The sequence below is a fragment of the Rhodococcus sp. K11/5 genome, assembly GCF_055193735.1.
The window spans coordinates 4,266,717-4,279,860 of record NZ_CM143721.1 but is presented as its reverse complement, the minus strand read 5'-3'; the positions used below and the strand labels follow the sequence as shown (position 1 = coordinate 4,279,860).

Below are 13,144 nucleotides of genomic sequence, written 5' to 3'. Positions count from 1 at the left end.
CTTTCGGTACTCACTGATGTTTCTGCCGACCGCGGATGCGGTCGACCGTTCCGGCGATGAACTCGGTGATGGAATCGATCTCTCGCAGGTAGGCCCAATAGTTCGGCCGCCCGGTGCCCAGGGCCTCGGTGGCGCGATCGATGCGTGCGAGTTGAGCATCCAGTACCGACCCCCACTCGGCAACCAGACCACGATCCACCGCCAGCAGTTGCGCGTCGCGAAGCCGGAATCGCACCCGCTGCTCCACCGCGGACGCGTCGTCGCGGGCCTCGCGCAATCGCGCCAGTCGGCCGGTGACCGCGTCGATGTCCGATTCGGCGTCCGCGAGGTGCTCGCGCGCACGGGTGATGGCGGCCAGGGCTGCTTCGGGATCACCCGCGCGCTCGGCGGCGGCCGCGTCGTCGATGTCCTGTGCCGCGGCCACCATGTGGGCGCCGCAGTCCTCCCGCGCCGTCGCCAGATCCTCCGAGCTCGCGGCGACGAATTCGCGCAGCAGGGCCGAGAACGCGGGCGCGATGTACTCCGCCCTGGTCCCCACGGCCTGCAGCCGGGTTCGCACCGACGCGAGCGAACGACGCGCCGTCTCGGCCTTGGCGGGGGCGTCGGTGAGGGCCGTGCGAACGGTGTCGGTCGCATCGCGAACGCGGGCTGCGGCCTGCTGGACCGCGGTGCCGCTGCCCTCGGCGACGGCGCGATCCAGATCGGCCAGAAGCCTGTCCAGAATCGCGACGGCGTCGGTTACCGACCGGTAGCCGTGATGGGGAGCGGAACCGTCGATGCCGGAGGTCACCGCCCGCGCCGCCGATCGGGCGTCCGCGGCCAGCCGCGGAACGGCGGCGTATTCCTGCTGGGCGTGTTCGAGGCGCGCCCGGTGCGCCTCGTAGAAGCGGTCCACCGCGGCGCTCGCGGCCCCGAGCTCGCCGATCGCCGCCGCGAAGGCCTGGTAGGCCTGCTCGCTCGCGTCGCTCTCGGGCCGCTCCGTCGCCGCCAGATACGTGGCCCCCGCGGCGAAGCACTGCTCCTCGACCGGTCGCCACGCCTCCCGGAGTCGGTCGTCCGACCTGCCGAGCCGTTCGAGGGCGTCGACTCCGGACGACGCGATGGACTGCCGGGTGTCCATGTCGAGAAAGGTGCGCACGGTGTCGGCGCGGATTCGACCCACCGCGTCCGCGCGGCGGTCACCTCGGCTCAGTCGCCCCGGCCAGCGGTGTGTCACCCCACGAGGGTACTGATGGAACCGTTCGGCCGAGGGAACCGAGGTGGCCCCTCTACCGTTTGTCGTAGGAACGACCGTTTGTCCTCGGACCGACCGTTGTCCTCGGACCGACCCACCCCCACGAGCACGGGACACACCACACGTGCCGACCGAAAGGATCGAATCATGGGCGTCAGCCTGACCAAGGGCGGCAACGTCTCCCTGACCAAAGCCGCTCCGAACCTCACCGCCGTGTCCGTCGGCCTCGGATGGGACACCCGTTCCACCACGGGTGCCGACTTCGACCTCGATGCCAGCGCGCTCGCTCTCGACGCGTCGAAGCGGGTGGTGAGCGATCAGCACTTCGTCTTCTTCAACAACCTCAAGTCGCCCGACGGCTCCATCGAGCACACCGGGGACAACACCACCGGTGAGGGCGACGGGGACGACGAGGTCATCAACGTCGATCTCTCGGCCGTGCCGCCCACCATCGACACCATCAACTTCCCGGTGTCGATCTACGAGGCGGACTCGCGCTCGCAGTCCTTCGGTCAGGTCCGCAACGCGTACATCCGCGTCGTCGATCGGTCCACCGGATCCGAGCTCGCCCGCTACGACCTGAGCGAGGACGCCTCGACCGAGACGGCCATGGTCTTCGGCGAGCTGTACCGCAACGGCGCCGAGTGGAAGTTCCGCGCGGTCGGCCAGGGCTACGCCTCGGGGCTCGCGGGCATCGCACGTGACTTCGGAGTCAACGTGTAGCCGTTAACAGGAGTAATGTTCGAGCGTCGTCATCACGACACGACGCGTGCCGAAGATGTCACCGTCCTGCCCGGTCAGAGAACCGGACAACGGTGACATTTTTCTTTTCTGCGTCGACTTCGCTCCCATGAGAGAGGCCACGGATCGTGGTTCTTCGCATCTTCGGATGGTCCTTCGCCATCACCGCACTGGCCATCGCGGTGGCCTTCGTCTACGGCGGCTGGCAGGCGGTCGCGCTGGTGGTGATCCTCGGCATTCTCGAGGTGTCGCTGTCGTTCGACAACGCCGTCATCAACGCGACCGTCCTGAGACGGATGAGCGAGTTCTGGCAGAAGATCTTCCTCACCATCGGCATCGTCATCGCGGTCTTCGGCATGCGGTTGGTGTTTCCGCTGGTGATCGTGTGGGCGGCCTCCGGCCTCGGTCCGGTGGACGCCATGCGATTGGCGCTGAACCCGCCGGCCGACGGTGCCGCGTTCTTCCCCGACGGCAGCCCGTCCTACGAAACTCTGATCACCGACGCACACCCGCAGATCGCGGCGTTCGGCGGCATGTTCCTGCTGATGCTGTTCCTCGGCTTCGTGTTCGAGGAGCGGGAGCACACCTGGCTGACCTGGATCGAGCGTCCGCTCGCACGAGTCGGCCGGTTGGACATGGCCGCCGTCGTCGTCGCGGGAGTCTCGCTGGTGCTCGCGGCGGAGTTCCTGGCGGAGGACGATCGGATCTCCACGGTCATGGTCGCCGGGGTGCTCGGCATGGTCACCTACATCTCCGTCAACGGCCTCGGGAATCTGTTCCACGTGCCCGACGGTGGGGAGAGCAGCGGTCCTTCCGACTTGGCGAAGGCGACGGGCAAGGCCGGGTTCTTCCTGTTCCTGTACCTCGAGGTGCTGGACGCGTCGTTCAGCTTCGACGGTGTCATCGGCGCGTTCGCCATCACCGCCGACCCCATCGTCATCGCCCTCGGGCTGGGGTTCATCGGTGCGATGTTCGTCCGGTCCCTGACGGTGTTGCTCGTTCGCAAGGGGACCCTCGACGACTACGTGTACCTGGAGCACGGTGCGCACTGGGCGATCGGCGCGTTGGCGGCGATCCTGCTGGTGTCCATCGGGATCGAGATCAACGAGATCGTCACGGGCCTCGTCGGTGTGATTCTGATCGGACTGAGCTTCTTCTCGAGCGTGCGCCGCAACCGACGCCTCGCGGCCGAGGGTCGAGTCGACGAGATCGAGGTCGGACCGGATCGCTAGTCCGCGAGCGTCACAGCTCGCTGATGTCGATCAAGCCGTCCTGAAGGGCGCGGGCGACGAGCGAGGCCTTGGTGGGAGCCGCGCGGCCGACAGCTGCATACTTGGAGCGGATGCGCGTCAGGTGGGTGTTGACGGTTCCGAGGGACAGGTACAGATCGGACGCGACGGCGGTCTTGGAGTCGCAGTGCAACCAGCAGATGAGGACCTCGATCTCGCGAACCGTCAGGTTGGGACGCGCGAGCTCGGGCTGCTGAAAATCCGTTCTGTGCGGACCGGTGCTCTGTTGACCGGTGCTGCGCTGACCGGTGCTGCGGTGGGTGGTACTGCGGTGCCGTTCGACGGCCGGTGCGGACACGGAGACTCGCTTTCGACTGTGGGCGTGGAAACGCGCGAGCGAAGGAAATCCCGCGCGGTCCCCCGACCTGGGGAGATTATTGCACCACTCGGTCGGTTTGGTCATCCCCCGAGAACTGGGGGCCCGATTTCCGGGTTCAGACGCGACATCAGTTCGGCGCGGCACGAGGGCCAGTCGTCGTCCGTCATGGCGTAGAGCGCCGTCGTGCGGAACGACCCGTCCGGCCGTCGCCGATGCTTGCGGAGCAGACCCTCGAATTCGGCGCCGAGTTTGGCGATGGCCGCGCGCGAGCGTTCGTTGAGGGCGTCGGTGTGCCACTCGACGCGGACCGCTTCGAGAGCGACGAACGCGTGCTCGAGCAGCAGGAACTTCGATTCGGGGTTGACCGACGTCCCCCGAGCGGCGGTACCGAGCCAGGTGTAGCCGATGGCGAGACCGCGGTTCACCGGGTCGAGTCGGTAGTAGGAGGTGGACCCGACGCAGCGTCCGGAACGGCGGTCGCGTTGCAGGAACGGAACCCGGGCCGGATCGGCCAGCGCGACGTCGATGTAGCGCCGGGCCTGCTCGCGGTCGTGCAGGTCGGCACCGGTCCAGCGGGACATCGCCGGATCGTCCGCGGCGCCGGCCAACTCGTCGGCGTGCTCCGCCGTCAGCGGTTCCAATCGCACGACGCGTCCCTCCAGGGGGCCGATGCGGGTCCAGTCGTCCGTCATTCGCGTACCTCTCTCGCGGGGTTCTCGACCCGTTGCGCACGATTTCGCAGGTCAGTGGTCTCCCGTGTAGCCTGGGCGGGTTGCTGACGCAACGACCCTCCTGTCACGGATCGTCCGTGACCGTTTCACAGTCCATAGGAGGTGATGAGGTCTTATGCGTCATTACGAACTGATGGTCATCCTCGACCCCAATCTCGACGAGCGCACCGTCGCCCCGTCGCTCGACACGTTCCTCAACGTCATTCGCAAGGACGGCGGCAAGGTCGACAAGGTCGACGTGTGGGGAAAGCGCCGGTTGGCCTACGAGATCCTGAAGCACACCGAAGGCATCTACGCGGTGATCGACATCAACGCCGAGCCCGCCACGGTGTCCGAGCTGGATCGTCAGCTGAGCCTGAACGAGTCGGTGCTTCGCACCAAGGTTCTGCGCCGCGAGAAGTGACGATCCTTCTCTGTCACCGTGCGCCCCTAGGCTGACGGCAACCGAGAAGATCATGCACTGACGATGCACGAGAAAGAGGAACCATGGCAGGCGAAACCGTCATCACCGTCGTAGGAAACCTGACGGCCGATCCCGAACTGCGATTCACCCCCGCCGGTGCGGCGGTCGCGAACTTCACCGTCGCGTCCACTCCCCGCACCTTCGATCGCCAGACCAACGAATGGAAAGACGGCGACGCTCTTTTCATGCGGTGCAACATCTGGCGTGAAGCGGCGGAGAACGTCGCCGAGTCCCTGACTCGGGGCGCGCGAGTCGTGGTGACGGGCCGGTTGCGTCAACGGTCCTACGAGACACGTGAGGGCGAGAAGCGCACTGTCGTCGAGCTCGAAGTCGACGAGGTCGGCCCCTCCCTGCGTTACGCGACGGCCAAGGTGAACAAGGTCAGTCGAGGTAGCGGCGGTGGAGGCGGCGGCGGATTCGGTTCCTCCGGTGGATCGGGTGGCTCGCCCGCTCGCCAGTCCGGTGGCAACTCCGGAGGTGACGATCCGTGGGGCAGCGCTCCGCAGGCATCGGGCTCCTTCGGTGGTGGCTCCCGTGGTGGCAGCGACGACGAACCGCCCTTCTAGATCCGTACCACTGCACATGCTCCACAAGGATTCGGAGATCGACAATGCCTAAACCGCCGTTGCGCGACAAGGTGATCAAGAAGAAGGTCTGCGCCTTCTGCAAGGAAAAGACGTCCATCGACTACAAGGACACGACACTGCTGCGTAAGTACGTCAGTGATCGCGGCAAGATCCGCGCACGTCGTGTCACCGGCAACTGCGTCCAGCATCAGCGGGACATCGCTATCGCCGTCAAGAACTCGCGCGAGGTGGCTCTGCTTCCTTACGCGGCGACCGCGCGATAGCGCCGAAAGGATCATCATGAAGCTCATCCTCACCGCTGATGTGGACAACCTCGGAGCCCCCGGCGATACCGTCGAGGTCAAGGACGGTTACGGCCGCAACCTGCTCCTGCCCCGTGGATTGGCCATTCCGGCCACCCGCGGCGCGCAGAAGCAGGTCGAAGGCATCCGTCGCGCCCAGGAAGCTCGCGCCGTGCGTGGTCTCGACCACGCCAACGAGCTCAAGCAGGCCATCGAGAACATCGGTACCGTCGCGCTCTCGGTTCGCACCGCGGGTGACTCGGGCAAGCTGTTCGGCTCGGTCACCGCAGCCGACGTCGCCGCTGCTCTCAAGTCGGCCGGCGGCCCGATCGTCGACAAGCGCAGCGTCGAGCTGCCGAAGTCGCACGTCAAGTCCACCGGAAAGCACTCCATCTCCGTGGTGCTGCACCCCGATGTGACGGCCACGTTCACCCTGGAGGTCACCGCTTCGGCGTGATCTGCATGTTCGTCGACGGTCCCCGCCTCTCTCCTCGAGGCGGGGACCGTTGTTCGTGGGGGCGGATGTCCGCACGCTCGGTGATGTGTCGAGCGGGCCGCTCAGCGGTCGCGCACGTCGCGCCGCGCGAACGCGGCGGTACCCACACCTGCCGCGATCACCGCGATCAGAGTCAGGACCAGCAGGGGGAGCCAGGTGACGCTGCCTCCGGGGATGGCCGGTACGTGCGTGAACGGTGACAGGTTCAGGACCCACTGCGGCAGCCTCAGGATCACCCCGACCACCGTTGCTGCGGCGGCGAAAGCCATGATCGCCACCATGGCTCGCACCGCACCGGCCGCGAACCCGTGCAGCAGCACCCCGATCGCGGCGATCACCAGTACCGCCGGGACGTACACCACGGACCCGGTGAGCACGGGTCCCAGCAGGGGATTCCCGGTGGACAGCGTGGTCGCGACACCGACGGTGTGCCCGGCGACGACGAGCATGACCACCGCCGCGACCGCCGTCACGGTCACCGAGGACCACAACCACCGCGGCCGACTCACCCCGGTGGTGAGCACGGCGTCCGCGCGGCCGCCGGTCTCCTCACCCGACGCGCGGAGTGCCGACGCGACGACGAAGGCTCCGACCACGGCGGCGAGGAGCGAGACCACGGTGGCCGCGAAGGCGTCGACGAGGGAGCCTCCGTCCCCGACGAGCATCTCGGTGATGGTCGAGTCCTCCGGCAGAGCCTCCTCGGCCGCGCCGAGGACCGCGCCGAACGCGGTGCCGGCCAGGGCGATGCCCGTGGTCCAGCCGATGATCGACGCGCGCTGCAGTCGCCACGCCAACCCCAGTGGATTCGCGAGGCCGCGCGGGGCTCGGGGTGGTCCGGGCCGGGCCGCGAGAAATCCCGCGCCTACGTCGCGGCGCGAGGACAGTGCGAACGCCGCGGCGACGGCGGGAACGACGACCAGCGCGAACAGCGCGAGGGGCCACCACCGTGCATCGACGAACGGTCGGGTCTGCTGCGCCCAGGCGAACGGCGACACCCAGGATGCCGCGCTCCCGCCGGGCCGAGATGCGTCGCCCAGCGCGCGCAGCGCGAACGAGGCCGCGGCCAGCGCCAGGGCCGCGCCCGTCGCGGCCGAGGTGCTCTCCGTCAGCTGCGCGAGAGTGGCTGCGAGACAACCGCACGCGAAGGCGGTGAGCCCGATTCCGAGGGCGAGAACGAGGGACGGACCCGGCGCGAAACCGGCGACGGTGAGGGCGGCGGTGGTCGCCGCGACCACGAGTCCGCTCACCATCGCGGCGACCACGAGTGCCGCGGTCAGCATGGCCTGTGGTCCGATGACGTTGGTGCGCACCAGTTCCGCACGCCCACTCGCTTCCTCCCCGCGCGTGTGGCGCACCACGAGAGTCACCGTGAGAACGACGACGGCGACCAGCAGGTACTGCACCTGCTCGTTCTGGTACATCGCACCGATGGTGTAGTCGTCGAGCCCGTATCCCGGTCCGGCGAGCAGGGCCGCGGTGGGGGCCGAGATCAACTGCGCGCGTGCCTGCCGCTCTGCCGCGGACACGTACACCGAGTTCAGAGCCGCCGCGCCGGCCACCTGATAGAGGAACAGCAGCGTGATCCAGATAGCGAGTCGACGACGGTCGGCACGCAGTGCGAGCCGAGTGAGAGCGAGAGTGCCGGTGAGAGAGGTCATTCGGGCCGGTCGCCGTACTCGCGAAGGAACAGGTCCTCGAGGGACGGTGGGGTGCTGGTGAGTTCGAGAACTCCGAGATCGGCCGCGACGCGAATCACGCGCGGCACCGCGTCGGGATCGACGTCGAAGGTGGTCCGGGCGCCGTCGCGGTGGACGTCGTGCACGCCGGGGACCTCGGTGAGCGCGGTGGCGTCGCGCTCGGTGACGATGTCGAAGCGCGTCCGAGTCAGATGCCGCATCTCGCGCAGAGATCCCGATTGCACCGTCCGTCCCGCCCGCAGAATGGTGACCGTGTCACACAGTTTCTCGACCTCGGACAGGATGTGACTCGACAGCAGGACGGTGATGCCGCGTCGGGCTGCGGCCACCACTTCGTCTTGGAAGACGTTCTCCATCAACGGATCCAGGCCGGAGGTGGGTTCGTCCAGCACCAGCAGCTCCACGTCGGCCGCCAGCGCCGCGACCAGAGCGACCTTCTGCCGATTGCCCTTGGAGTAGGTGCGAGCCTTCTTGGTGGGATCGAGTTCGAAACGCTCCAGCAGTTCCGCGCGCCTGTCGGCGTCGATACCTCCGCGCATCCGGGCGAGGAGGTCGATGGTTTCGCCGCCGGTGAGCGTGGGCCACAGGCTGACGTCGCCGGGGACGTACGCGAGCCGTCGATGCAGGGCGACCGAGTCCCGCCACGGGTGATGTCCGAGAACGGTGACCGAACCGGAATCCGCCCGGAGCAGGCCGAGCAGCACCCGGATGGCCGTCGACTTCCCGGCTCCGTTGGGCCCGAGGAAACCGGCGATGGTGCCCGTCTCGACGCTCATGGTGAGGCCGTCGAGCGCGGCGGTGCGTCCGAATGTCTTGTGGAGATCGTCGATCTCGATCGCGAGCGTCACGACGGTCCACCGGTCGGGTGGTGTCGTCCCGTGGACCCACGCTGGACAGCGTGTGGGTGCGGTGGCCGTGCTTCCGTGGACGGGGCCGTGATGTCGCGGCGCACGCGGACGGCGAGGAGTGCGATGGCGACGCCGGCGACGACGACGGTCAGCAGAGCGATCCGGAACGACGCGATGTCGGCGACCGTTCCGACCAGCAGCGGTGCGACGAGAAATCCGACCCGCGAGACCAGTGCGACGGAGGCGATCCCGTGGCCGGACGCGACGCCGGGCAGGCGACCGGCCACGCTGAACGCGATGGGGAACACCGGCGCGGCCCCGAGGCCCACCACCGCGAAGGCGGCGATCATGCCGATCGGGGACGGCGCGGACAACCCGACGGCGAACGCCGCGGCCACGGTGACGCCGCCGCCGATGAGCACCGCCGTCGATCCGACACGATCGATGAGACGGTCGGCGATCAGGCGCCCGACCATCATCGCGGCCGAGAATGCGACGAAGGCCAGGCCCGCGAGTCCGGGGCCGGCGCTCAGCTCGGTGGACAGGTAGACCGCGCTCCACGACTGCGGGACGTCCTCGACGAAGGCGGCGAACAGCACGAGCAGCGAGACCAGAACGAGAGCGATCGTGGGGCGAGGCACTCGGCGATGCGGGCCGGCGGTCGTGGTCGGCGGTGTGTCCGCGGTCTCGTCGCGGACCAGGTGTCGGCCGGCCACGAGCGCGACGACGGTCAGCACGATCCCGACGAGGGCGAAGTGTGCGGCGACGGGTACGACCAGCGCGGCCGCGGCGGTGCCCATCAGTCCGCCCACGACGGCACCGAGGCTCCACGCGGCGTGGAAGCCGCTCATCAGCGACCGACCGTAATGACGCTCGACGACGACGCCCTGAGAGTTCATCGCGACGTCCATCACGGCGTCGGCACCGCCGAGCACCGCCAGTGCGATCAGCAGACTCCACCACGACCACGAGAGGGCGGGGAGCACGAGCATCAGGCTCATCACCGCGGCCGCCGCCATCACCACCACGCGACTGCCGAAGCGCTCTACCGCGAGCCCGGAGACCGCCGTGGCGAGAAGGCCGCCGATGCCCATACCGGTCAGCGCGATGCCGAGCGTCGCGGTGGTGAGCGACAGGTCGTCCTGGATGGTGGGGATGCGGGGGGCCCAGTTGGCGAGCACCGCACCGTTGACGAAGAACACGACGAGGACGGCGACACGCTCACGGTGCGCGGTGGCGGCGATCATGTGGGCCGAGCGGCGGCGAGCGGCATACGAGAAGTCAACCAGTTCGTGCCGACTCGACGCTCGGCGACGACCGTTCCGGGCGACCGGCGGAACGATTCACGATCGAAACCGAACGCACTCCCCGTTTCCGTGGCGTTTACCGAAGGTGTGAGCTGGACCATGTTGATAAATCACCGGTCGCCGAGCCAACACGCCCGACCTGTCAACTCGACAGGACACGCCGAACCGACATCTATGCACAGAAAAGAAATTCTGTGTACAGGGTCTGATCAGGCACAACGGCGTATGTGACGCTGTCTATCCCAAGGTTGTCCACAGCCGGTCAACACGGTCGTCCTGCACTATCCACAATCGATGCACAGGTTGTTCCACAAGCCCATTTTGCGCTTCCGTCCGGAGGACCTAACGTCCCTCCGGCACACCATCTGTTCACTCGGATGCCGCACTCCGGTACCGGGCCGCGTGCCCGTGTCGGTGGGCGGAGGTACAACGTCCGTGCGAGTTGTGGGCACGGAGAACACCGGGGGTACTGCGCCCCCGGGCACCAGTGAGAGGGCGGCGATTTTCGGTGGCGGTAGTGGACGATCGGGGCGCATCGAACTACCAGGAACCCCCCGAGGCACCGGGCGAGGACTTCGGTCGGCAGCCACCCCAGGACATGGCGGCCGAGCAGTCGGTCCTCGGCGGCATGCTCCTCAGCAAGGACGCCATCGCGGACGTTCTCGAGGTCCTGCGGCCCGGCGATTTCTACCGGCCCGCGCACCAGATGGTCTACGACGCGATCCTCGATCTGTACGGCCGCGGAGATCCGGCCGACCCCGTCACGGTGTCCGCGGAACTCGAGCGCCGCGGTGAGCTCAAGCGCATCGGTGGCCCCCCGTACCTGGTGACGCTGACCCAGACGGTTCCCACCGCGGCCAACGCGTCGTTCTACGCCGAGATCGTCGTCGAGAAGGCCATTCTGCGTCGATTGGTCGAGGCCGGTACGCGCATCGTGCAGTTCGGCTACGCGGGCGCCGACGGGCAGGACGTGTCGGAGGTCGTCGACCGTGCGCAGGCCGAGGTCTACGAGGTCACCGAGCGCCGCACCGCCGAGGATTTCGTGCAGCTCGAAGAGCTCCTGCAGCCCACGATGGACGAGATCGACTCCATCGCCAGCCGCGGCGGTATGTCCAACGGTGTGCCCACCGGTTTCACCGAGTTGGACGAGGTGACGAATGGTTTGCACCCCGGTCAGATGATCATCGTCGCGGCCCGGCCAGGCGTAGGGAAGGCGCTGGCGCTGGACACGCCCCTCCCCACCCCGACCGGCTGGACCACCATGGGCGAAGTCGAGGTCGGTGACCACCTCATGGATGCGTCGGGAAGGGCGACTCGCGTCGTCGCGGCCACCGATGTCATGGTCGGACGCCCCTGCTTCGAGGTGGAATTCTCGGACGGCACCGTCGTCGTGGCCGACGCCGAGCACCAGTGGTTGACGGAGACGCGCGCGTCTCGCAAGTCGGCTCAGGAAGCAGCGACCGGGTGGAACCGGTATCGGAACCAGAAGACGTTCGCCGAGGTGCGGACCACCGAACAGATCGCTGCCAGCGTCCGGTGCGCCACGAAGGATCGACGGCTCAACCACTCGGTGGTCAATGCGGCTGCGCTGCAGTTCCCCGACGCCGATCTGATGGTTCCGCCGTACACGCTCGGCGCGTGGCTCGGTGACGGAAGCAGTGCGTGCGCACAGATCACGTCCGACGATCCGGAGATCATCGCCAGGATCGAAGGCGAAGGGCTCGTAGCCGTGCGGTCCCCTGCGGCGGACCGGCGATACTCGATCCAATTGCCCCCGCCGCCGCCCATTCCCTCGCGTGCGTGCGCAGTGTGCGGAAAGACGTTCGTCCCCTTCACATCCCAGGTTCGTACGTGTGGACAGTCCTGTGGTGGCAAGGCGCGTTTCCTGAACGACACGCCGACGAAGCCCTTGTGCCCGCTGTGCGGAGAACTCTGCACGGGCCTGCGTATGTGCCAGCGATGCAGGGATACGCAGGGAACCGTGCAGGCACGTCTTCGCACCATCGGGGTTCTGAACAACAAGCACATACCGGTGCAGTATCTGCGTTCGTCCGAGGGCCAACGGCGTGCTCTGCTGGCCGGTTTGCTCGATACGGACGGAACTGTCACGAACGGCGGCAGCGCGCAGTTCTCCGTGACCCACGAACGGCTCGCTCGGGACGTCGAAGAGTTGATCGTGAGCCTGGGGTATCGCGTTCATCTGACGACCAAGCGGGTCCGAGGGCGCCGTGAGTCGTCCTCGGTTGCTTACACCCTGACGTTCTCGACCGAGGATCAGATCTTCGGTTTGCACCGAAAGGATCTTCTGCACAAAGAGCGTCGCGCCGCGTCGGGCACCGCTCGATCATCGAGTCGCTTCATCGTCGATGTGCGGCAGATCGACTCGGTGCCGGTTCGATGTGTCGAGGTGGACAACCCCGACCACCTGTACCTGGCCGGCCGCTCGATGGTGCCCACGCACAACTCCACGCTGGGAATGGATTTCATGCGCTCCTGCTCCATCAAGCATGGAATGGCGAGCGTCATGTTCTCCCTGGAAATGAGTCGCACGGAGATCGTCATGCGACTGCTGTCCGCGGAGGCGAAGATCAAACTCGGCGACATGCGCTCCGGCAAGATGACGGACGACGACTGGACACGCCTCGCCCGTCGCATGAGCGAGATCAGCGAAGCGCCCCTCTTCGTCGACGATTCGCCGAACCTGACGATGATGGAGATCCGGGCCAAGGCGCGTCGACTCAAGCAGCGCCACGATCTCAAGTTGATCGTGATCGACTATCTGCAGCTGATGTCGTCGGGCAAGAAGGTCGAGTCCCGCCAGCAGGAGGTCTCGGACTTCTCCCGCCAACTCAAGCTGTTGGCCAAGGAACTCATGGTGCCCGTGGTCGCGATCTGTCAGCTCAACCGTGGTCCCGAGCAGCGCACCGACAAGAAGCCGATGGTGTCGGACCTTCGTGAGTCGGGTTCGCTGGAGCAGGACGCCGACATGGTCATCCTGTTGTACCGGCCCGACGCCACCGAGCGCGACGACCCTCGTGGCGGTGAGGCGGACCTGATCCTGGGCAAGCACCGTAACGGTCCGACGGCCACCATCACCGTCGCGCACCAGCTGCACCTGTCGAGGTTCGTGGACATGGCTCGCGGGTAGAGA

13 protein-coding genes are annotated in these 13,144 nt (G+C 67.3%); 7 read left to right on the top strand and 6 right to left on the bottom strand.

Annotation, left to right across the window (positions count from 1 at the left end):
* Window positions 1-10: 10 nt before the first annotated feature.
* Window positions 11-1,216 (bottom strand): hypothetical protein, encoded by a 1,206-nt coding sequence (locus ACY466_RS19965; protein ID WP_463248435.1) that lies wholly within the window; start codon window positions 1,214-1,216, stop codon window positions 11-13.
* Window positions 1,217-1,381: 165 nt separating this feature from the next.
* Between ACY466_RS19965 and ACY466_RS19960 the strand changes: the two genes are divergently transcribed.
* Together ACY466_RS19960 and ACY466_RS19955 are read left to right on the top strand one after the other, a co-directional pair.
* A complete protein-coding gene (locus ACY466_RS19960) occupies window positions 1,382-1,957 on the top strand; it encodes a TerD family protein (RefSeq protein WP_463248431.1) in 576 nt (191 codons plus the stop codon).
* 146 nt (window positions 1,958-2,103) lie between these two features.
* Window positions 2,104-3,207, top strand: coding sequence for a DUF475 domain-containing protein (locus ACY466_RS19955; protein WP_463248428.1), 1,104 nt, complete (start codon window positions 2,104-2,106; stop codon window positions 3,205-3,207).
* Window positions 3,208-3,217: 10 nt separating this feature from the next.
* Here ACY466_RS19955 and ACY466_RS19950 read toward each other — a convergent pair whose 3' ends face one another.
* Window positions 3,218-3,667, bottom strand: coding sequence for a response regulator transcription factor (locus ACY466_RS19950; protein WP_463248426.1), 450 nt, complete (start codon window positions 3,665-3,667; stop codon window positions 3,218-3,220).
* Entirely contained in the window at window positions 3,664-4,275 is a 612-nt protein-coding gene (locus ACY466_RS19945; protein WP_463248424.1) for a GNAT family N-acetyltransferase, read from the bottom strand. The genes ACY466_RS19950 and ACY466_RS19945 overlap by 4 nt, the downstream gene beginning before the upstream one ends.
* 154 nt (window positions 4,276-4,429) lie before the next feature.
* Between ACY466_RS19945 and rpsF the strand changes: the two genes are divergently transcribed.
* The 4 genes from rpsF to rplI all read left to right on the top strand — a co-directional run bounded on the left by rpsF (window position 4,430) and on the right by rplI (window position 6,102).
* Entirely contained in the window at window positions 4,430-4,717 is a 288-nt protein-coding gene (gene rpsF / locus ACY466_RS19940) for a 30S ribosomal protein S6 (RefSeq protein WP_463248421.1), read from the top strand.
* Window positions 4,718-4,800: 83 nt separating this feature from the next.
* Window positions 4,801-5,343 carry a single-stranded DNA-binding protein gene (locus tag ACY466_RS19935; protein WP_463248419.1) on the top strand — a complete coding sequence of 181 codons (543 nt, stop codon included), beginning with the start codon at window positions 4,801-4,803 and terminating at the stop codon, window positions 5,341-5,343.
* A gap of 44 nt (window positions 5,344-5,387) precedes the next feature.
* Window positions 5,388-5,627: a 30S ribosomal protein S18 gene (rpsR, locus tag ACY466_RS19930; RefSeq protein WP_463248417.1), complete on the top strand. Its 240-nt coding sequence runs from the start codon at window positions 5,388-5,390 to the stop codon at window positions 5,625-5,627.
* A 16-nt stretch (window positions 5,628-5,643) separates the two neighbouring features.
* A complete protein-coding gene (rplI, locus tag ACY466_RS19925; RefSeq protein WP_463248415.1) occupies window positions 5,644-6,102 on the top strand; it encodes a 50S ribosomal protein L9 in 459 nt (152 codons plus the stop codon).
* Between the two features lie 101 nt (window positions 6,103-6,203).
* On the opposite strand, the gene ACY466_RS19920 is transcribed toward rplI, so the two are convergent.
* Genes ACY466_RS19920 through ACY466_RS19910 form a run of 3 tightly spaced genes read right to left on the bottom strand, consistent with a single transcriptional unit; the run spans window position 6,204 to window position 9,933 of the window.
* On the bottom strand, window positions 6,204-7,799 hold the full coding sequence (locus tag ACY466_RS19920; RefSeq protein ID WP_463248412.1) for an ABC transporter permease: 1,596 nt from the start codon (window positions 7,797-7,799) through the stop codon (window positions 6,204-6,206).
* The gene (locus ACY466_RS19915) at window positions 7,796-8,686 is read right to left on the bottom strand and encodes an ABC transporter ATP-binding protein (RefSeq protein ID WP_463248410.1); all 891 of its coding nucleotides are present in this window, start codon (window positions 8,684-8,686) and stop codon (window positions 7,796-7,798) included. The genes ACY466_RS19920 and ACY466_RS19915 overlap by 4 nt, the downstream gene beginning before the upstream one ends.
* On the bottom strand, window positions 8,683-9,933 hold the full coding sequence (locus tag ACY466_RS19910) for an MFS transporter (protein ID WP_463248408.1): 1,251 nt from the start codon (window positions 9,931-9,933) through the stop codon (window positions 8,683-8,685). Before ACY466_RS19910 ends, ACY466_RS19915 begins: the two co-directional genes overlap by 4 nt.
* Before the next feature lie 568 nt (window positions 9,934-10,501).
* On the opposite strand from ACY466_RS19910, the gene dnaB reads away from it, so the two are divergent.
* Window positions 10,502-13,141, top strand: a complete 2,640-nt coding sequence (gene dnaB / locus ACY466_RS19905; protein WP_463248406.1) for a replicative DNA helicase — start codon at window positions 10,502-10,504, stop codon at window positions 13,139-13,141.
* The last annotated feature ends 3 nt before the right edge of the window (window positions 13,142-13,144 follow it).